General features: G+C 62.0%; 13 protein-coding genes. 6 read left to right on the top strand and 7 right to left on the bottom strand.

Features of this window, described 5'->3' with window-relative positions; all coding sequences use genetic code 11:
- The first annotated feature begins 73 nt into the window (after positions 1-73).
- A complete protein-coding gene (locus ACY4LX_RS19745) occupies positions 74-2,155 on the top strand; it encodes a putative bifunctional diguanylate cyclase/phosphodiesterase (RefSeq protein WP_463257532.1) in 2,082 nt (693 codons plus the stop codon).
- Positions 2,156-2,397: 242 nt separating this feature from the next.
- On the top strand, positions 2,398-3,144 hold the full coding sequence (locus tag ACY4LX_RS19740) for an SDR family oxidoreductase (protein ID WP_149661476.1): 747 nt from the start codon (positions 2,398-2,400) through the stop codon (positions 3,142-3,144).
- Positions 3,145-3,302: 158 nt separating this feature from the next.
- Here ACY4LX_RS19740 and mapR read toward each other — a convergent pair whose 3' ends face one another.
- The 3 genes from mapR to ACY4LX_RS19725 form a co-directional block, all read right to left on the bottom strand.
- Entirely contained in the window at positions 3,303-4,712 is a 1,410-nt protein-coding gene (gene mapR / locus ACY4LX_RS19735; RefSeq protein WP_133839068.1) for a GntR family transcriptional regulator MpaR, read from the bottom strand.
- A 169-nt stretch (positions 4,713-4,881) separates the two neighbouring features.
- On the bottom strand, positions 4,882-6,294 hold the full coding sequence (ccoG, locus tag ACY4LX_RS19730; protein WP_463257531.1) for a cytochrome c oxidase accessory protein CcoG: 1,413 nt from the start codon (positions 6,292-6,294) through the stop codon (positions 4,882-4,884).
- Positions 6,295-6,489: 195 nt separating this feature from the next.
- Positions 6,490-6,723, bottom strand: coding sequence for a DUF3203 family protein (locus ACY4LX_RS19725; RefSeq protein ID WP_149661474.1), 234 nt, complete (start codon positions 6,721-6,723; stop codon positions 6,490-6,492).
- Positions 6,724-6,844: 121 nt separating this feature from the next.
- Here ACY4LX_RS19725 and ACY4LX_RS19720 point away from each other — a divergent pair, with 121 nt between their 5' ends.
- A complete protein-coding gene (locus tag ACY4LX_RS19720) occupies positions 6,845-7,351 on the top strand; it encodes an MgtC/SapB family protein (protein WP_463257530.1) in 507 nt (168 codons plus the stop codon).
- A 112-nt stretch (positions 7,352-7,463) separates the two neighbouring features.
- On the opposite strand, the gene ACY4LX_RS19715 is transcribed toward ACY4LX_RS19720, so the two are convergent.
- Complete coding sequence (locus tag ACY4LX_RS19715) at positions 7,464-7,631, bottom strand: hypothetical protein (RefSeq protein ID WP_178129263.1); 168 nt, start codon at positions 7,629-7,631, stop codon at positions 7,464-7,466.
- A 218-nt stretch (positions 7,632-7,849) separates the two neighbouring features.
- On the opposite strand from ACY4LX_RS19715, the gene ACY4LX_RS19710 reads away from it, so the two are divergent.
- The 3 genes from ACY4LX_RS19710 (at position 7,850) to glgB (ending at position 15,601) form a co-directional block, all read left to right on the top strand.
- Positions 7,850-9,847, top strand: a complete 1,998-nt coding sequence (locus tag ACY4LX_RS19710; protein WP_463257529.1) for an alpha-1,4-glucan--maltose-1-phosphate maltosyltransferase — start codon at positions 7,850-7,852, stop codon at positions 9,845-9,847.
- Positions 9,848-10,025: 178 nt separating this feature from the next.
- Positions 10,026-13,367, top strand: a complete 3,342-nt coding sequence (gene treS, locus ACY4LX_RS19705; protein ID WP_463257528.1) for a maltose alpha-D-glucosyltransferase — start codon at positions 10,026-10,028, stop codon at positions 13,365-13,367.
- A gap of 2 nt (positions 13,368-13,369) precedes the next feature.
- Entirely contained in the window at positions 13,370-15,601 is a 2,232-nt protein-coding gene (gene glgB / locus ACY4LX_RS19700; protein WP_463257527.1) for a 1,4-alpha-glucan branching protein GlgB, read from the top strand.
- A gap of 161 nt (positions 15,602-15,762) precedes the next feature.
- Here glgB and ACY4LX_RS19695 read toward each other — a convergent pair whose 3' ends face one another.
- From ACY4LX_RS19695 to ACY4LX_RS19685, 3 genes are all read right to left on the bottom strand, one after another.
- Positions 15,763-16,830 carry an autotransporter domain-containing protein gene (locus ACY4LX_RS19695; protein WP_463257526.1) on the bottom strand — a complete coding sequence of 356 codons (1,068 nt, stop codon included), beginning with the start codon at positions 16,828-16,830 and terminating at the stop codon, positions 15,763-15,765.
- Positions 16,831-17,152: 322 nt separating this feature from the next.
- Positions 17,153-19,861, bottom strand: coding sequence for an autotransporter family protein (locus tag ACY4LX_RS19690; RefSeq protein WP_463257525.1), 2,709 nt, complete (start codon positions 19,859-19,861; stop codon positions 17,153-17,155).
- Between the two features lie 266 nt (positions 19,862-20,127).
- A complete protein-coding gene (locus tag ACY4LX_RS19685; RefSeq protein ID WP_372242367.1) occupies positions 20,128-20,955 on the bottom strand; it encodes an endonuclease/exonuclease/phosphatase family protein in 828 nt (275 codons plus the stop codon).
- Positions 20,956-21,108 lie beyond the last annotated feature (153 nt).

The following is a 21,108-nucleotide window of genomic DNA, read 5'->3' as shown; positions in this document are numbered from 1 at the left end:
CGCATTCAGTACAATCGCCGACTTTGCCCCCCGAGAATGGATGCAGTACGCAGGGGCAGTCACGAGAAATCCCATGCTCATCGGCACCTATTCCCCTACGCTGGTTTTCATCTCGCTGTGCGTGGCGATCCTCGCTTCGTACACCGCCCTTGACCTGACCGGCCGGATCGCCACCACCAAGGGCCGCGCTGTCCATCTGTGGACCGCCGGCGGCGCGGTGGCCATGGGCATTGGCGTATGGTCGATGCATTTCATCGGCATGCTCGCGTTCAAATTACCCATCGACCTGGGCTACGACCTCAGCCTGACCGTGCTGTCGCTGGTCATTGCCATCCTGTCCTGCGGCTTTGCCCTGTGGCTGGTCAGCCAGCCGAAGCTGCCGGGCTGGCAACTGGCGTTCGGCGCGCTGGTGATGGGCGCCGGGATCAGCGCCATGCATTACACCGGCATGGCCGCCATGCTGATGGTGCCGGGCATCGATTACGACCCGACGCTGTTCGGCGCCTCGCTGCTGATTGCCGTCGGTGCGTCCGCCGCAGCGTTGTGGATTGCCTTCCGCCTGCGCCAGCACACGCCTTACGTGGGCCTGATCCGTGGGGGTGCTGCGGTGATCATGGGCTTCGCCATCGTCGGCATGCACTACACCGGCATGGCGGCGGCGCGTTTTCCGGACGGCAGTTTCTGCAGCGCGGCCCTCAATGGCTTGAGCGGTAAAGGCCTGGACAACCTGGTGCTGATCACCACCCTCGCGGTGTTGAGCATTGCCTTGCTGACCTCGATTCTCGATGCACGCCTGGAGGCGCGCACCGCTGATCTTGCGCGCTCGCTGACCGAGGCCAACCGCGAACTCACCCAATTGGCCTTGCACGACACCCTGACCGGCCTGCCGAACCGCACGTTGCTGGCGGATCGCATCGACCTGGCCATGTCCAAGGTGCAAGAGCAGGGCGGTTGTTTTGCGCTGATGTTCATCGATCTGGACGGCTTCAAACCGGTCAACGATGCCTTCGGCCACCACATGGGTGATCAGTTGCTGCGCGAAGTCAGCCTGCGACTGCGCGAAGACTTGCGCAGCCAGGACACGTTGGCGCGGATCGGCGGCGACGAATTCGTGCTGCTGGTGCGCCTGAGCGAGCCCAACGATGCACTGAACCTGGCGGCGCGTCAGGTCAGCCTGATCGCGCGCTCGTTCCGGGTCGCCGAGCATGACTTGCGGATCTCCGCCAGCGTCGGCATCGCGCTGTATCCGGGCAATGGCCAGACCGCCCAGGAACTGCTGATGAACGCCGACGCCGCGATGTACCACGCCAAGGGCGCAGGCAAAAACGGTCACAGCTTCTTCGACGCCTCGATGAACAGCAACGCCCGCAAGCAACTGCAACTGCTGCAAGACCTGCGCGCTGCGTTGGAACATCAACAATTCAGTCTGTATTACCAACCCAAGTTCGACGCCAGCAATGGGCGTCCGGTCGGCGCCGAGGCCTTGCTGCGCTGGCAGCACCCGACCCAGGGCATGTTGCTGCCGGACAAATTCATCGAACTGGCGGAAAAGACCGGGCTGATCATTCCTATCGGCGAGTGGGTGCTCAACGAAGCCTGCCGGCAGATGCGCGAATGGTATGTGCTCGGCTACACCGACTGGCGCATCGCCGTAAACCTCTCGGCCTTGCAGTTCTGCCACGCCGGCCTGGTCCAGAGCGTGGCCAAGGCCTTGGCCACGCACCATTTGCCGGCCAACAGCCTGACCCTGGAAATCACCGAAACCACCGCCATGAGCGACGCCGATGCGAGCATGACCGTGCTGCAGGAACTGTCGGAAATGGGCGTCGATTTGTCCATTGATGACTTCGGCACCGGTTATTCGAGCTTGATGTACCTCAAGCGTTTGCCGGCTAACGAGCTGAAGATTGACCGCGGCTTTGTCCGGGATCTGGAGCATGACAGCGATGACGCGGCCATCGTTTCGGCGATTGTGGCGCTGGGCCAGGCGCTGGGTTTGCGGATCGTGGCGGAAGGCGTGGAGACCGGTGTGCAGCAGGACTTTCTGACGAAGTTGGGGTGTGATTCGTTGCAGGGTTATCTGCTCGGGCACCCGCTGCCGGCGGAGCGTTTTATGGTCGATATTGTTCGGGGTGAACAGCTGGCGGCGGTCTGATAGATCCTGCCTGGAGTGGGGTAGAAACCTGTGGCGAGGGAGCTTGCTCCCGCTGGGCCGCGCAGCGGCCCCCAAAAACAGGGACTGCTGCGCAGTCCAGCGGGAGCAAGCTCCCTCGCCACAGAAAAGCACTTCGCCACCTATCTGCATCGTCACCCCGATAGATGCAGGTCATGCAAAACCCGCCAATGGCGGTTATTCTTGCCCCCGACTGCTTAAGCTCGAAACGGGGGAACACCAGCATGGAAAAAGTCATTGTCATCACCGGCGGCAGCCGCGGGATTGGCGCGGCCACGGCGCTGTTGGCCGCGGAACAGGGCTACCGGATCTGTATCAACTATCAGGCTGATGAACAGGCTGCCCAACATGTGCTGGAGCAAGTCCGCGCCCTCGGCGCCCAGGCCATTACCGTGCGCGCCGACGTCAGCATCGAAGACGAAGTGGTTGCCCTGTTCCACCGCGTCGACACCGAGTTGGGCCGGGTCACCGCCCTGGTGAACAACGCCGGCACCGTCGGGCACAAGTCCCGGATCGACGAAATGTCCGAATTTCGCATTCTCAAAACCCTCAAGACCAACGTCCTGGCACCGATCCTTTGCGCCAAGCACGCGATCCTGCGCATGTCGCCCAAGCATGGCGGGCAGGGTGGCAGCATCGTCAATGTGTCTTCAGTCGCTTCGCGCCTGGGCTCGCCCAACGAGTACGTGGATTACGCCGCCTCAAAAGGTGCGCTGGACAGCTTCACCATCGGCCTGTCGAAGGAAGTGGCGGGCGAGGGGATTCGTGTCAACGCCGTGCGCCCCGGTTTTATCTACACCGATTTCCACGCGCTGAGCGGCGATCCGGATCGGGTCAGCAAGCTGGAGTCGGCCATCCCGATGGCCCGGGGTGGGCGGCCGGATGAAGTGGCCGAGGCGATTGTGTGGTTGTTGTCGGACAAGGCTTCGTATGCGACCGGGACGTTTGTGGATTTGGGTGGCGGACGCTAACCGCTGATCGCCGATCGTTCCCACGCTCTGCGTGGGAATGCATCCCGTGACGCTCCGCGTCACATCCAGAGCCGAACGCGGAGCGTCCGTGGCGGCATTCCCACGCAGAGCGTGGGAACGATCAGGCGGGGCGCGTGGGAACGATCACGCGATCACTGTCAGAACGACCGCACGATCCGCCCCAACGTCTCCATCGCCTTCTCCGACGCCTCATCCCACGGGCTGCCGTAGTTCAAACGAATGCAATTCCTGAAGCGCTGGGTCGGTGAAAAGATCGGCCCCGGCGCGATGCTGATCCCTTGGGCGAGCGCCATCTGGAACAGCTTCAACGAATCCATCTGCGGTGGCAGTTCCAGCCACAAAAAGTAGCCGCCGGCCGGTTGGCTGACGCGGGTCTGCGCCGGGAAGTAGCGGGCGATGGCGGCGAGCATGGCGCTTTGCTGTTCTTCCAGGGCGTAACGCAGTTTGCGCAGGTGACGGTCGTAGCCGCCGTGTTGCAGGTAATCGGCGATGGCGGCCTGGGCCGGCATTGAGGCGCAGAGCGAGGTCATGAGTTTCAGCCGTTCGATTTTTTGCGCGTAACGCCCGGCGGCGACCCAGCCGATGCGGTAGCCGGGGGCCAGGCTCTTGGCGAACGAACCGCAATGCATCACCAGGCCTTCGGTATCAAAGGCCTTGGCCGGTTTCGGCGCTTGCTGGCCGTAATAGAGTTCGGCGTAGACGTCGTCCTCGATCAGCGGCACTTGATGGCTGCGCAACAATTCCACCAATTCCTGCTTCTTCGCCTCGGGCATGGTCGCGCCCATCGGGTTCTGGAAACTGGTCATGCACCAGCAGGCCTTGATCGGGTGGCGCTCCAGGGTTTGCGCGAGCACGCCCAGGTCGATGCCGTCGCGCGGGTGCACCGGGATTTCCACCGCTTTGAGCTTCAGGCGTTCCAGCACTTGCAGGCTGGCGTAGAACGCCGGGGCTTCGATGGCCACCAGGTCGCCGGGTTCGGTGACGGCTTGCAGGCACAGGTTCAAGGCCTCCAGCGCACCGTTGGTGATCAGCAGTTCTTCCATCGGCAGCATCAGCCCGCCGACCATGTAACGCAGGGCGATTTGCCGGCGCAGCTGCGGGTTGCCCGGCGACATGTCGGTGACCACCATGCGCGGGTCCATCTCCCGGGCGGCGCTGGCCAGGGAGCGGGACAGGCGTTGCAGCGGGAACAGGGTCGGGCTGGGGAAGGCGGAGCCGAACGGGACGGTGGTCGGGTCCTTGATCGAGTCGAGGACCGAGAACACCAGTTCGCTGACGTCGACTTCGGTGGACTCGTTGACCTGGCTGCTGATCACCGGCTCCGAAAACGGGCTCGGGGCGTGGGTGTTGACGAAGTAACCGGAGCGCGGCCGGGCCCGGATCAGGCCGCGACGCTCCAGCAGGTAATACGCCTGGAACACCGTGGACGGGCTGACCCCGTAGGTCTGGCTGGCGTAGCGCACCGACGGCACGCGCTGGCCGGGGCCAAGGACCCCGGAGCGGATCAGTTCAGCGATGTCATCGGCGAATTTTTCGTAGCGTTTCATCTAGAACCCGGTTTGAAATTTTTCATGTGTACACAGTTGTGGCGAGGGAGCTTGCTCCCGCTGGGGTGCGTAGCGCCCCCAAAATCTTTGCGACTGCTTCGCAGCCGAGCGGGAGCAAGCTCCCTCGCCACAATGGACCGCGCCTGACAATGGGCGGCATCTTAACGGCTCAACGATTCATCGGCGCAACAAACCGGCTCTTCGCCACGCTGTAGATGTCGGGTTCGTCGCTGTCGACAATCTTGAAGCTGATGGTCTGCGAGCTGCTGCTCGGCCGTTCCGTGGTCATGGCCACCGACAGCGGCACATCGACAATCTCACCCGGCGCCAGGCTCAACTCCGTCTTGCCTTGCAGCTGGAAGCCATCGCCATCCACCAGGCTCAGATGGTAATCCTGGCGCTGCTGGGTCTTGTTGATGACTTTGAGGCTGTAGATGTTCTCGATCAGGCCTTCGCTGTTTTCACGGTACATGCCCCGGTCCTTGGTGACGTCCAGCGACACCATTGGCCGTTCCACCAACGCCAGGGCCAGCGCGCCGATCATGATCAGCAGCACCGCCGTGTAGCCAATCAACCGTGGCCGCAGCAGATGGGTCTTGCCACCCTGCAATTCATGTTCGGAGGTGTAACTGATCAGCCCGCGAGCGTAGCCCATTTTGTCCATGATCGAATCGCAGGCGTCGATGCACGCCGCGCAGCCGATGCATTCCATTTGCAAGCCGTCGCGGATGTCGATGCCGGTCGGGCAGACCTGCACGCAGACCTGGCAGTCGATGCAGTCGCCGAGGCCGACGTCGGCCGGTTTCACCTCGCGTTTGCGCGGGCCACGGTTTTCGCCACGGGCCACGTCGTAGGAAATGGTCAAGGTGTCCTTGTCGAACATCACGCTCTGGAACCGCGCATACGGGCACATGTGCATGCACACCGCTTCACGCAGCCAACCGGCGTTGATGTAGGTGGCGCCGGTGAAGAAGATCACCCAGAACAGGCTGACCCCGGCCATTTGCAGGGTCAGCAGTTCTTCGGCCAAGGGGCGGATTGGTGTGAAGTAACCGACAAAGGTCAGGCCGGTGAGCAGGCTGATGGCCAGCCACAATGTGTGCTTGGCCGAGCGCCGTAGCAGCTTGTTCAGGCCCCAGGGCGCGGCTTGTAGCTTGATCCGCTGGTTGCGCTCGCCTTCGGTGATCTTCTCGCACCACATGAAGATCCAGGTCCAGGAGCTTTGCGGGCATGTGTAGCCGCACCAGACCCGCCCGGCAAACACGGTGATCGCAAACAGGCCGAACGCGGCAATGATCAACAGCGCCGAGAGCAGGATGAAATCCTGGGGCCAGAAGGTCGCGCCAAAAATGTGGAATTTGCTTTCGGATAAATCCCAGAGCACCGCCTGGCGGCCGCCCCAGTTCAGCCACACCGTGCCGAAGAAGGCGAGGAACAGGAAACCGGCACCGCTCATGCGCAAGGTGCGGTACAGGCCGGTGAAGCTGCGGGTGTGGATCAGGTTGTCGCTGGATTTGACCTTCATCTTTGGGCGTGAAGGTTCATAGGTCTCTACGGTTCGGACGGGGATTCTCTCGCTCATGGTCGTTCGCTCATCAGCCTCCATCAGGCCGGTGCACTATGAGCGTCGATCTGTTTGCATAACAGACTCAGGTATTGCAATAAAAAGCGGATCAGATGGGATTTGAACGAATGCCTGCGACAACTTGATGCACCCGCGAACGCAGGCCGCAAACGCCTATCCCAGGCGCCTGCGGGCGTTGTTGATCCGGGTCAGTCAAATCACCGAATCACTGTCGGTGGCTTTCAGATGCTTACGACCGTCGACAGCACCTGCTACGGTCAATGCGTCGGCTTCTGCTTCGGTGATGTAGATACGCTGGCCGTTGATCTCCACTGCCGACATGGCTTTTTCCGAGTCGGTGATGATGGTGACGTCGGGGCACAGACGAATTTCTTCGCCGTTTTCGGTGGTGAAAAAGCAGGTTTGGCTTTCGATGCGTACGGTCATGGGACTGTCCTTTTTTCGGCGGAGACTAAAACCTTAGGTCGCCGGGGACGGCCATCGTTCTGTGCAACCGATTAATGGTCGACGCGGTCCATCCTTTATCAACTCTCACAAGGACTGCGCGATGGATGCCTGGTGGTATGCGGTTTGGGTGACGCTGCAAGCGGAGTTCGCCGACGTTGGCGACGCTTCACAACTGACGCGCATTACCGTGCGTTTGCTGATGGCGGCCGTGTTGGGCGGTATTTTGGGTTTCGAGCGCGAGCACAAGGGCAAGGCTGCCGGGGTGCGCACGCATATGTTGGTGGCCCTGGGCGCGGCGCTGTTTGTGCTGGTGCCGCAGATGTCCGGCTCCCAGGCGGATGCCATGAGCCGGGTGGTGCAGGGGGTGATCGCCGGGATCGGCTTCCTCGGTGCCGGGACCATCCTGAAGAACACCGAAGGCGATGAAGGTCACGTGAAAGGCCTGACCACGGCTGCCGGCTTGTGGATGACTGCGGCCATTGGCGTTTCCGCCGGGTTGGGCCGCGAGGCGACGGCGGTGCTCAGTACGTTGCTGGCCTTGGCGATTTTCAGTGTGATGCCCGTGGTGGTGCGCATGCTCGACAAGAACAACAACCGTGATCCGTAAGATCGTTCCCACGCTCTGCGTGGGAATGCCTCAAGGGACGCTCCGCGTTCCACTGGGACGCAGAGCGTCCCGGGCTGCATTCCCACGCGGAGCGTGGGAACGATCAACGATCTTACGCGGGGCTGACGATCACCGGCGGCATGGTCTGCGGCGGGTCTTCGCGGGGGGGCGGGGTGGTGCCTGGTGGCTCTTGTTCGGGCACCGGCTCCGGTTCGGTTGGCGGGATCGTCGGGTTGTCGATGTTGGGATCAGGCGTTTCTGCCGGGATCGGAATGCTCATCGTGGATGCCTCCTGGTTGCACATGGCGTGAGTCGTGCTTAAGTGAGTTGACCACCGCGTGAAGGTTTTGATTCCCACCAATACTCAGGCAAATCCCCGTGAACTTTTACCGGCGCCCGTCGCTCGGAACCTAAGTGAGTTCATTCCGGGACGGACCGGCCCATGTGGATGAACATCTGGCACAAGAGCGTCCTTGGGGCGTAAAGGAGAGATGCTCGATGATCGCTGAAAAACCGACAGAACTCAGTTACAACCCGCACATGCCGCTGTCGCAGGCGTTATTGCTGCCGCGCATTGCGATTGAAAACGTCATGCCGACCCTCGATGGCGGGCAGTTTGCCGTCAAGGCCGTGGTCGGCCAGGACGTGTTGGTGACCAGCAAGGTGTTTGCCGATGGCCACGACAAACTGGCCGTGCGCATCCGCTGGCGCGGCGAGGGTGAGGAGTCCTGGCACAGCGAAACCATGGCTGAACTGGGCAACAACGGCTGGCAGGGCCGGTTCCGGGTCGAGCGCCAGGGCCGTCATGTGTTCTGCATCGAAGCCTGGATCGATCAGTTCGCCAGCTTCTGTTATGAACTGGAAAAGAAACACACCGCCCGCGTGCCGGTGAGCCTGGAGCTGCAGGAAGGCCGCACGATGGTGCAACAGGCCGGCGAGCGCAGTGACGGTGAGTTGAGCGAGCAACTGGCGGGGCTGCACCATGAACTGTCCGGGTTGCTCGAAACCGAGCAGGTCGCGCTGTTCTTGCACCAGCGTAGCGCCGACCTCATGGCCGAGGCCGACCATCGCGCCTACCTGAGCCTGAGCCAGGAATACCCGCTGGACGTCGAACGGGAAATCGCCCAGTTCGCCAGCTGGTACGAGCTGTTTCCGCGCTCGATCACCGACGATCCCACCCGCCACGGCACCTTTAACGACGTGCACTCGCGGCTGCCGATGATCCAGGACATGGGCTTCGACGTGCTGTACTTCCCGCCGATCCACCCGATCGGCCGCAGCTACCGCAAAGGCCCGAACAATTCCCTGACCGCCGGCCCCGACGATCCGGGCAGCCCGTACGCCATCGGCAGTGTCGAGGGCGGGCACGAAGCGATTCATTCCGAGTTGGGCACCCGCGAAGACTTCCGCCGGCTGGTGGTCGCGGCGGCGGAGCATGGGCTGGAAATCGCCCTCGACTTCGCCATCCAGTGCTCCCAGGACCACCCGTGGCTGCAACAGCATCCGGGCTGGTTCAACTGGCGGCCCGACGGCACGATCAAATACGCCGAGAACCCGCCGAAGAAATATCAAGACATCGTCAACGTCGACTTCTACGCCGCCGACGCGATCCCCAGCCTCTGGGTCGAATTGCGCGACATTGTGGTCGGCTGGGTCGAGGAGGGCGTGAAGATCTTTCGCGTCGACAACCCGCACACCAAGCCGCTGCCGTTCTGGCAATGGCTGATTGCCGATGTGCGGGCGCTGCACCCCGAAGTGATTTTCCTCGCCGAAGCCTTTACCACCCCGGCGATGATGGCGCGGCTGGGCAAGGTCGGTTACTCCCAGAGCTACACCTATTTCACCTGGCGCAACACCAAGTACGAACTGTCGACTTATTTCAGTGAACTGAACGAGTCGCCGTGGAGTGAATGCTTTCGCCCCAACTTCTTCGTCAACACCCCGGACATCAACCCGGCGTTTCTCCATGAGTCTGGACGCCCCGGCTTTCTGATCCGTGCGGCGCTGGCGACCATGGGCTCGGGCCTGTGGGGCATGTATTCGGGGTTCGAGCTGTGCGAGGCAGCGCCGATTCCGGGCAAGGAGGAATACCTCAATTCCGAGAAGTACGAGATCCGCCCGCGAGACTTCAATGCGCCGGGCAACATCATTGCCGAGATCGCCCAGCTCAACCGCATCCGCCGGCAGAACCCGGCATTGCAGACGCACCTGGGGCTGAAGATCTACAACGCCTGGAACGACAACATTCTGTACTTCGGCAAACGCAGCGCCGACGGCAGCAACTTCATCCTGGTGGCGGTCAGCCTCGACCCGCATAACGTGCAGGAAGCGAATTTCGAATTGCCGCTCTGGGAAATGGGCCTGCCCGACGACGCCAGCACCCAGGGCGAAGACTTGATGAACGGCCACCGCTGGACCTGGCACGGCAAGTACCAGTTCATGCGGATCGACCCGGCGCATCAGCCGTTCGGGATTTGGCGAATTACCACATCTTGAAGACACCGCGTTCCCTGTGGCGAGGGAGCTTGCTCCCGCTCGGCTGCGAAGCAGTCGTAAAACCGGCGAACGCGGTGCAATGGATCAACTGCAATGGGGTTGCTGCGCAACCCAGCGGGAGCAAGCTCCCTCGCCACAAGCGTCTCAGTGGCTTTATCGAATTCAACAGGAGTTTCAAATGGCGAAGAAACCCAAGGCCACAACTTTTATCAAGGATCCACTCTGGTACAAGGATGCGGTGATTTACCAGGTTCACGTTAAATCCTTTTTCGACTCCAACAATGACGGGATCGGCGACTTTCCCGGGCTGATCGCCAAACTCGATTACATTGCCGACCTGGGCGTCAACACCATCTGGCTGTTGCCGTTCTATCCATCGCCGCGCCGCGATGACGGCTACGACATCGCCGAATACCGTGGCGTGCATTCCGACTACGGCACCATGGCCGACGCCAAGCGCTTTATCGCCGAGGCGCACAAACGTGGTTTGCGGGTGATCACCGAGCTGGTCATCAACCACACCTCCGACCAGCACGCCTGGTTCCAGCGCGCGCGCAAAGCCAAAAAAGGCTCGGCCGCCCGGGACTTCTACGTCTGGTCGGATGACGACCAAAAGTACGCCGGCACCCGCATCATTTTCCTCGACACCGAGAAGTCCAACTGGACCTGGGACCCGGTGGCCGGTCAGTACTTCTGGCACCGTTTCTATTCCCACCAGCCGGACCTGAACTTCGACAACCCGCAAGTCATGAAAGCCGTGCTCTCGGTGATGCGCTACTGGCTGGACATGGGCATCGACGGCCTGCGCCTTGACGCGATCCCGTACCTGATCGAACGCGACGGCACCAACAACGAGAACCTGCCCGAGACCCACGACGTCTTGAAGCAGATCCGTGCCGAAATCGATGCCAACTACCCCGACCGCATGCTGCTGGCCGAGGCCAATCAATGGCCGGAAGACACGCAGCTGTACTTCGGTGACGCGGATTCCATCGGCCTGAACGGCGACGAATGCCACATGGCGTTCCACTTCCCGCTGATGCCGCGCATGTACATGGCGCTGGCCCAGGAAGACCGCTTCCCGATCACCGACATCCTGCGCCAGACCCCGGAAATTCCGGCCAACTGCCAGTGGGCGATTTTCCTGCGCAACCACGATGAGCTGACCCTGGAAATGGTCACCGACAAGGAGCGCGATTACCTGTGGAATTACTACGCGGCCGACCGTCGGGCGCGGATCAACCTGGGGATTCGCCGCCGTCTCGCGCCGCTGATGGAGCGCGACCGTCGCCGCATCGAACTGCTCAACAGCCTGCTGCTGTCGATGCCCGGCACGCCGACCTTGTATTACGGCGATGAAATCGGCATGGGCGACAACATCTACCTCGGCGACCGCGACGGCGTGCGTACGCCGATGCAATGGTCCATCGACCGTAACGGCGGCTTCTCCCGCGCCGACCCGGCCAGCCTGGTGCTGCCGCCGATCATGGACCCGCAATACGGCTACCTGTCGGTCAACGTCGAAACCCAGGCCGGCGACCCGCATTCGCTGCTGAACTGGACCCGACGCATGCTCGCCGTGCGCAAGCAGTCCAAGGCGTTCGGCCGTGGCACGCTGAAAATGCTCTCGCCGAGCAACCGCCGGATTCTGGCGTATACCCGTGAATTCACCGGCGTCGACGGCAAGCACGAAATCATCCTCTGCGTGGCCAACGTGTCGCGCAGTGCGCAAGCGGCGGAACTCGACCTGTCGGCCTACGCCGGCATGGTCCCGGTGGAGATGCTCGGCGGTAACGCCTTCCCGCCCATCGGCCAGTTGAATTTCCTGCTGACCCTGGCGCCGTACGGCTTCTATTGGTTCGTCCTGGCGGCGGAAAACCAGATGCCGAGCTGGCACGTGGAACCGGCGCAAAGCCTGCCGGACTTCACCACCCTGGTGCTTAAAAAACGCATGGAAGAACTGCTCGAAGCGCCGTCCCGCGGCACCCTGGAGCAAGACATCTTGCCGAACTGGTTGCAGAACCGGCGCTGGTTTGCCGGCAAGGACGCGGCCATCGACAAGGTCAGCATCGCGTACGGCGTACGCTTCGGCGATCCGCTGCACCCGGTGCTGTTGAGTGAAATCGACGTCACCAGCGGCGGCCAGACCAGTCGTTATCAACTGCCGTTCGGCTTTATCTCCGAGGATCAGGTTGGCGCGGCGCTGCCGCAACAACTGGCCCTGTCGCGGGTTCGCCGTGTGCGTCAGGTCGGTTTGATCACTGATGCGTTCAGCCTGGAAACCTACGTCCGCGCGGTGCTTGAGGGCATGCAGGCCAGTACCGTGTTGCAGTCCAGCGAAGGCGAGATTCGGTTCGAACCGACCCAGGAACTGGCCAAGCGCGGCCTGAGCGCCGAGTCGGAAGTGCGCTACCTGTCCGCCGAGCAGTCCAACAGTTCGGTGGTGATCGGCAACAGCCTGGTGCTCAAACTGATCCGCAAAATCGCCTCGGGCGTGCACCCGGAACTGGAAATGAGCGCGTACCTGACCCAGGCCGGGTTCGCCAATATTTCACCGCTGCTGGGTTCGGTGATTCGCCGCGATGCCCAGGGTGAAGACACGCTGTTGATGATTGCCCAGGGCTACTTGAGCAATCAGGGCGATGCCTGGGAATGGACCCAGAACAACCTCGAACGGGCGCTGCGCGATGAACTCGCTGACGCCGTGTCCGAGCAGGAGCAGCACTACAACGCCCTCGGTGAGTTGAAGGATTTTGCCGGCATGCTCGGCCAGCGCCTGGGGGAAATGCACGTGGTGCTGGCGACCCCGAGCGACAACCCGGACTTCGCCCCGCAGGTCACTACGCAGAAGGAAGCCCTGGCCTCGGCCAAGGACGTGGCGGCGCAACTGGAACACGCGCTGAAGTTGCTCAAGCAGCATCAAAGCGAATTGAACCCGGCGGACAAAGCGCTGGTCACTCGTTTGCTGGACAACAAAAAAACCATCCTCGGCCATGTCCAGGAACTGGGCAAAAAAGCCGCGGGTGGCTTGCAGATTCGTGTCCACGGCGACTTGCACTTGGGCCAGGTGCTGGTGATCAAAGGCGATGCCTACCTGATCGACTTCGAAGGCGAACCGGCGCGGCCGCTCAGTGAGCGTCGCGGCAAGCACAGTCCGTACAAAGATGTCAGCGGCGTGCTGCGCTCCTTCGACTATGCCGCGGCGATGGCGATCAACGTGCATAACGTCGACAACACCGCCGATGCTCAAGCGGCCCGGCAACGGGTCGCCGACCGCTATTTAATTGAAGCGCAACAGGCATTTATCGACGCTTATCGGCTGGCGGCAGCTAGTCTTGGTCATGCGTGGCAAGATCCTGAAGGCGAGGACGCCGCACTGGCGTTGTTCGGCCTGGAGAAGGCGGCCTATGAAGTGGCTTATGAGGCGGAAAACCGCCCCACCTGGCTGCCGGTGCCGTTGCACGGTTTGTATGGGTTATTGAGTGGGCTCAAACCCTTTTCCGATCTTGGTGGAGAGTAGTCATGAGTTTCTCGAACAAGGAACAGGGGCACCATAAAGAAGCGCTGCTACCCAGGGCGCGAGACATTGATGCGCTGGTACGCGCCGAACACCACGACCCGTTTTCCATCCTCGGCCCCCACGGCGATGACCAGGGCGGGCAATTCATCCGCGCCTATCTGCCGGACGCTCTGAGCGTGCAGGTGCTGGCCAAGGATTCCGGCGAAGAGCTGGGCAACCTTGAAGCCACCCAGACGCCGGGGCTGTTCGTCGGCCATTTCGACCGCGCGCAGCCGTACCTGCTGCGCACCCGCTGGGCCGGTGGCGAGCAGGTGGCGGAAGATCCTTACAGCTTCGGGCCGTTGCTCGGTGAAATGGACTTGTACCTGTTCGCCGAGGGCAATCACCGCGACCTCAGTGCGTGCCTTGGCGCGCAGTTGAAGAATGTCGATGGCGTCGATGGCGTGCGTTTCTCCGTGTGGGCGCCGAACGCCAAACGCGTGTCAGTGGTCGGCGACTTCAACGTCTGGGACGGCCGTCGGCATCCGATGCGCTTGCGTCATCCGACCGGGGTCTGGGAGTTGTTCATCCCGCGCCTGCAAGCGGGGGAGGCCTACAAATATGAAATCCTCGGCGCCCAGGGCATTTTGCCGCTCAAGGCCGACCCGATGGCCCTGGCTACACAGATGCCGCCGGACACCGCCTCGAGAGTCGCGGCGCCCCTGAGCATCGAGTGGCAGGACCACGACTGGATGCAGTCGCGCGCTGACAAGCAAAAACCCAGCGCACCGCTGTCGATCTATGAATTGCACGCCGGTTCGTGGCAATGCGAGCTGGATGACCTGGGCGAAGTCGCGCGCCAGTACACCTGGCACGAATTGGCTGATCGGCTGATTCCGTATGTGAAGGAGCTGGGGTTCACCCACATCGAACTGATGCCGATCATGGAGCATCCGTTCGGTGGCTCATGGGGTTATCAATTGCTCTCGCAATTTGCCCCGAGTGCGCGTTACGGTTCGCCGGACGATTTCGCGGCGTTCGTCAACGCCTGCCACCAGGCCGACATTGGTGTGATCCTCGATTGGGTGCCGGCGCATTTCCCTACCGATACCCATGGTTTGGCGCAGTTCGACGGCACGGCGTTGTATGAATACGCCAACCCGATGGAAGGCTTTCACCAGGATTGGGACACGTTGATCTACAACCTGGGGCGCACCGAAGTGCACGGCTACATGCTCGCCTCGGCGCTGCACTGGCTCAAGCACTTCCACGTCGATGGCCTGCGGGTCGATGCCGTGGCCTCGATGCTCTATCGCGACTACTCGCGCAAGGCCGGCGAATGGGTGCCGAACCGCCATGGCGGTCGCGAAAACCTGGAAGCCATCGATTTCCTGCGGCACCTCAATGACGTGGTCGACCTCGAAGCGCCCGGTGCCTTGGTGATCGCCGAAGAATCCACCGCGTGGCCCGGCGTCAGCCAGAACACCCAGCAGGGTGGCCTCGGTTTCGACTACAAGTGGAACATGGGCTGGATGCACGATTCGCTGCATTACATTCAGCAGGATCCGGTGTACCGCGCCCATCACCACAACGAGCTGAGTTTCGGCCTGGTGTATGCGTGGTCCGAGCGTTTTATCCTGCCGATTTCCCACGATGAAGTGGTGCACGGCAAGCATTCGCTGATCGACAAGATGCCCGGCGACCGCTGGCAGAAATTCGCGAATCTGCGCGCCTACCTGAGTTTCATGTGGGCGCATCCGGGCAAGAAACTGTTGTTCATGGGCTGCGAGTTCGGCCAGTGGCGCGAGTGGAATCACGATCAGCAACTGGACTGGTACCTGTTGCAGTACTCCGAGCACAAAGGCGTGCAGAAACTGGTCGGTGACCTCAATCGGTTGTACCGCGAAGAACCGGCGCTGCACGATCAGGACGATGCGCCGCAAGGCTTCCAGTGGTTGATCGGCGATGATGCGGTCAACAGCGTTTACGCCTTTATGCGCTGGAGCAAGGACGGTCGGCCGGCGCTGGTGGTGGCCAACTTCACGCCGGTGCCGCGTCCGGCCTATCGCATCGGCGTGCCGTTTGCCGGACGCTGGGCCGAGCTGATCAACAGCGATGCCGACACCTATGCCGGTTCCAACTATGGCAATGGCGGCGGGGCGTTTACCGAGGAAGAGCCGAGCCACGGCCAGGCGTTGTCGCTGGTGTTGAATCTGCCGCCGCTGGCGGTGTTGATTTTGCGGCCGGAGGGTTGATCCTCTAACACCGCGTCGCTCCCTTCGCGGGCAAGCCTCGCTCCTACGGAATTGATCGTTCCCACGCTCTGCGTGGGAATGCCTCAAGGGACGCTCCGCGTTCCAATGGGACGCGGAGCGTCCCGGGCTGCATTCCCACGCAGAGCGTGGGAACGATCACCTCACCACCGCATCCGAACCCCCAGACTGCCAATCAACCCATTCAAATCATTGTCGTCCACGTCACTGCTGTAATCGGCGCTGACGTACAGGCTGACGGCGGGCGTGACCCTGGCCACCAACCCCAATCCCACATCCACCGTCGATGAATTGCGACTGCTGCTGATCTTGTCCACCTGATCCAGGGTCACGGTCGTGCCGGTGTACACCGTGTGCCACAAGTTGGTCCGCACATAGGGTTCGACTGGCAGGCCATTGATGTCGTAACTGCCTTTCAACCGCGCACCGACCCGGCCGCTCCATGACGTCAGATCGCTGGAAGACGCGTTATTGGCCCCCGCATAGGGCGTGTCCAGGGTAATGCGCTGGTTGATCAATTGCGCCTGGGGTTCCACCACCCAGTTCTCGCCCAGGCCGATGGGGAAGCCACCTTCCACCGACACCGTCATCGCGCTGCCCTCGGCGGTTTGCCGCATGCCTTGGGCATCGCGGCTGTAACCATTGACCCGGCCACCGCTGGCGGTCAGGTCGACGTGCCAGCCTTGGGGCCCGGTCAGGCTCCAGTAGGCGCCGAGGCTCTGGCCTTGCAGGTTGAGGGTGTCATTGCCGGGGTCGGCCATCGCGCGGCCGGTCAACAAGCCATCGCTATTGCCCTGGTACTGGCTGGTGCCCCCGATCAGCCCGACCCGTTGCACATGACCGCTGCTGCTTTGCAGGGTCAGGATGGCCGGGCCTTTGAATTCGTCGATACCGGGGCTCGCAAAACTCCCGGACAGCGCATCGGTTTGGGCTTGGCGTGACGCTTGGCCATAGAGCTGATCCCAGGCAGTGGGTGCGGCGTTTTCGATGGTCAGGTGTGAACTTCGCAAGTCCGGGTTGAAGGTGTAGCGTCCCGGGTAGGTGGCGGCGACATTGGGCAAGGTCAATGTCGGCACCTCCTGACGATACCAAGGGGTGGCGTCGTCTTCGGCGGGACCGGCTTGTACATCCATGGATGAACACAGCAACAGTGTGCTCGAGACGGTGCAAACAGTGATTCTGATCTCTTGTGGGGTGAATGAGGTTTTCATGGAGGCCTACCTTGCACACGCATGCCGTTTCTCGCTTGGGCGTCTCTCCTACCCCGAATGAGGGGCGACCGAATGGATTGAGGCAAGCCTATGGCCGCCCGTTTTTGCGGGTGTCTGAAGGTTTGCCCCGGATGTATTTCCGGGGGTAGTACCGTGTAGCTAAGAAGACCTGTGACCTTGCGTCAAGAAAATGGCCGATAAATGGTAGGGCTATTTTAGCGATTGCAAGTGTCTGTTTTATAGCGTGTCTATAAGTGATTGTTTGTACAAAAGATCATCAGGAAACCCTCAAGCCAGCGGCTTTTGATAGTTGGCTAAACACCTACCAACTCAACCTGACGCCGACATTGCCCACCACGCCGCGCAACGGATTACTGTCAATATTGCGGGTGTAATCGGCACTGGCGTACACACTGACGGAGGAATCCAGGCTCAGGACCACGCCGATCCCGAGGTCGGCGCTGGAGGATTTCTGTTCGCTCTCGATCCGGTCGACGTGATCGAACGTCACCGTGTCGGTCCCCGAAAACGTGTGCCACAGATTGGCCCGCAGGTACGGCTCCAGCGGCCGACCACTGACTTCATAACGACCCTTGAGGCGCGCACCGAGGCGACCGGTCCAGGCGCCGTCGGAATCGAAGGACACCCGGGAAATGCCGTCGTCCTGACTGTCCAGGGAAATTTTCTGGTGAATCACTTGGGCCTGGGGTTCCACCACCCAGTTGCCGGCCAGGGTGATCGGGTAGCCGGCCTCTGCCGACAGCGTCAGGGCGTGCCCCCGGTTGTCGAGCTTGAGGCCGCGCTCGGAACGGTTATCGCCGTCGAACCGCGTGCCCATGACCACTGTATCGACGTACCAGCCTTTGGGATCGGTCAGCGTCCAGTACAGGCCGTAGCTGTCGCCTTCCAGTTCCACGCTGCCGGCACGCTTGCCTTCAAAGCCTTCGTTGAAACCGTCGACATCGCCCTGTAAACGGGTGTGACCAACGAAGAACCCGGTGCGCCGGGTTTGCCCGCCGTCGGTTTGCGCGCTGTACAAATCGTTGCCCACTTGAAAACCGTTCAGCGAACCGTTGAGCCGTGGCGTCACGGTGCCGGCCCAGGTCTGGTCGAAATTCCGGCCATAGACCCGCGCCCAACCCGCGCTGAAGGCGCCGGTCTCGGTGAGCAGGCGCTGCTCGCCCTGGCGATCGTGGAAGGTGCCGAGGGCGCTGAGGGTCAATTGCGCGGCGGCCGGTGGCAGCACCGACCAGGTCGGGACTTCCGGGCGGTACAAGGGAATCGGCGCCGCCCCGGGGACGGCGGCGGGCAACACGGGTAGCGGCGAACTGCCGGCCGGTGCGGCGGGCACGGTGACGAGGGTCGGTGGCAGGGTCGGGTCGGCGTTGGGAATGCTGATGACCGTGGGTGTCGCGGCCGCCGCCACGAGGATCGGCGGCAAGGTTGGATCAGGGTTGGGAATGCTGAAGATCGTCGGCGTGGCCGCTGCCACGGGCGTCGCCACCGCCGGCACGATAATCGGCGGCAAGTCTGGATCGGGATTGGGAATGCTAAAGGCCGCCGCCGGCGCGACCACCGCTGAGCGCAGGTACCAACTGTTCTCAGTGCCTGCGGTGACGCCGCCCTTGAACAGACGGTAATCATAGGCGCCCGCCGACACCGTGCCATTGAGCACAAACGCGCTGTTATCGCTGACGGCCGTGCCCTGGGCCTGGACTAGCTGGATGCCGTTCTGCTGGGTCAAACCGCCGACGCCGCCCAGGTTGCTGACGCTGATCACGGTGCTGCCGGTCAAGGTGCCGTTGTTCACCACCAGTTTATCGCTGGGGGAACTGTCGTCGCCGACCACGCTTTGCAGCCGCAGTTGGCCGTTATTGCCGGCGTAATTGCCCTGGACGGTCAGGCTGTCGTCGGTGCGGGTGTTGCCGCTGGCCAGGTCAATCACCCCGGCGTTGTTCAGGGTCGCGAACTGGCCAGCGGTGAACGGTGTGATGCTGCCCTGAGTCGACGTCAGGGTGCTGCTGGAATCGATGTTGAATGCCCCGGTGCCGCTGGCGCTGTCGCCCAGGACGAAGTTGCCGGCCAGGTCGAATCGCGAGCCGTTGCTCAGGTTCACCGTTTCCCAGTTGATGTAGCGGGCGGGGTTGGCGGTGGCGGTGTGGTCGAAGGTCAGCAGGTCGTTACCGGTTCCGCCGTCGATACTCGGGGTGAGGGCGAGGATGCTTTCATCGAGGTTGCTCAGAGTCGCGCGGTCGTTACCTTCGGCCATGAGGATGGCTGAGCGGATAATGCCGCCACCGCTCCAGTTCAAAATGTCATCGCCGACACTGGCGCGGATTTCACCGACGATCTCGCCGCCGGTCACGGTGATGCTGTCGTTGCCGCCGCTGACGCTGATATTGCCGCCGATGAAGCCACCGGAAACGATGATGGTGTCGGTGCCGAACCCGGTCACCAGGTTGCCGAGGATCTGCCCGCCGGACAGGTCGAAAATATTGTTGTCGAGCTTCATGTCGACCCGGCCGATGGTGCCACCGGTCATCCGCGCCACGTCGCCATCCTCGAAGGCGCCGGTGATCGTGCCGCCGGTCATCAGGAAGGTGTCACGCCCATCGCCCTGGGCCAGGGACTGAATCGTGCCGCCGCTCATGACGAAGTCATCGATGCCGTTGCCTTGGCTCACGGCGCCGGTGATTTGCCCGGCGCTGATGCGCACGCGGTCGTTGCCGTCACCCTGATCGAGCGCACCGGCGAGGGTGCCGGAGTTCATGTCGAAGGTGTCGCTGCCGGCGCCAAAGGTTACGTTGCCATTGATGCGGCCCGTGCCGTTGGCGGGGAAGGTCAGGCTGTTGTTGCCCGCCAGATCGGTCAAGGCACCGCTGGTGCCGCTGTCGCAGGTGAAGGCATCGTTGCCGGGGCCTGCGATCAGTGAGCAGGCGCCAGAGGCGAGGGGACTGACGAAAATCAGGAGTGAAGCAGGAACAACGAAGACCTGCGGCATTGTCCGCAGCAGCCAGGCATAGCGACTCATGGCGAATCCCTTCTCGTGTTTCGGGGGATGTCATCCTTGGTGGTTCGCCGGACTGTAAAACAACCCTAATTCATGAACTGCGTGAGGCACGGGCCCTAACGAATTGAATGTGCTAGTCCTTAAGCTTTTTTAAGGTGTAGTCGCATTCTTTGACCAAGGGGAGCGCTACTGACGAATGGTTCTGTCAACCCTGACATCGTGGCGAGGGCTTGTTGTGGCGAGGGAGCAAGCTCCTCGCCACAGGGTACTCAACCGACTTGCATCACTCACAGATGCACTTCCACCGCCAACGGCAAATGGTCCGACAAGTGGGTCCAGGGCCGGTTGCCGAGAATGGTCGGGTGGTGGCTGCTGGCATTGCGCAGGTAGATGCGGTCCAGGCGCAACAGCGGGAAGCGCGCCGGGTAGGTCTTGGCGGGGCGACCATAATGGCGCTCGAAGGCTTCGTGCAGGTAATCGCGTCGGGCCAGGGCGGCATTGCCTTGCAGCTGCCAGTCGTTGAAGTCGCCGGCGATGATCACCGGCGCATCGTCGGGCAGGGACTCCAGCAGTTGGCAAAGCAACTGCAGCTGCAACTGGCGATGACTTTCGAGCAGGCTCAGGTGCACGCAGATCGCATGGACTTCGGCGTGGCCCGGCACATCCAGTACACAGTGCAATAAGCCTCGGCGTTCGGGACCGGTAATTGAGACGTCGAGGTTGCGGAATTCGCGAATCGGGTACTTCGACAGCAGCGCGTTGCCGTGATGGCCGTCGGGGTAGACCGCGTTGCGCCCATAGGCGAAATCACTCCACATGCTGTCGGCAAGGAACTCGTATTGCGACATCTGCGGCCACTCGTGGTAACGGGAAGAGTGACGCTCGTGTTCGCCAATCACCTCCTGCAGGAACACCAGGTCCGCCGAGGTACTGCGCACCGCTTCGCGCAATTCCGGGAGGATGAAACGGCGATTGAGCGCGGTGAAGCCTTTGTGGGTATTGACCGTCAGCACGCGCAGTCGATGGATGGCGGTGGGGGTGTTCAAGGGCGCCGATGTGCGCGTGCGGTGTTCTGAATCGCTGGTCACGTTGGCTCCTCTGAATCCAGGCTGCATAAGTATGCGACTGATGGAGGCGCGGGCAGTTCAGCGGGATTTTGTGTAGGAGCAAGGCTTGCCCGCGATGGCGTCCGTGAGATCGCCATCGCGAGCAAGCTTTGCTCCTACGGGGCACGTTTAGACGAACACGATTCGCGCGGCAGACGGATT

Source organism: Pseudomonas sp. Emmai (assembly GCF_055179735.1).
The sequence above is the reverse complement of the archived record's forward strand: the minus strand, read 5'-3'. Positions and strand labels throughout refer to the sequence as shown.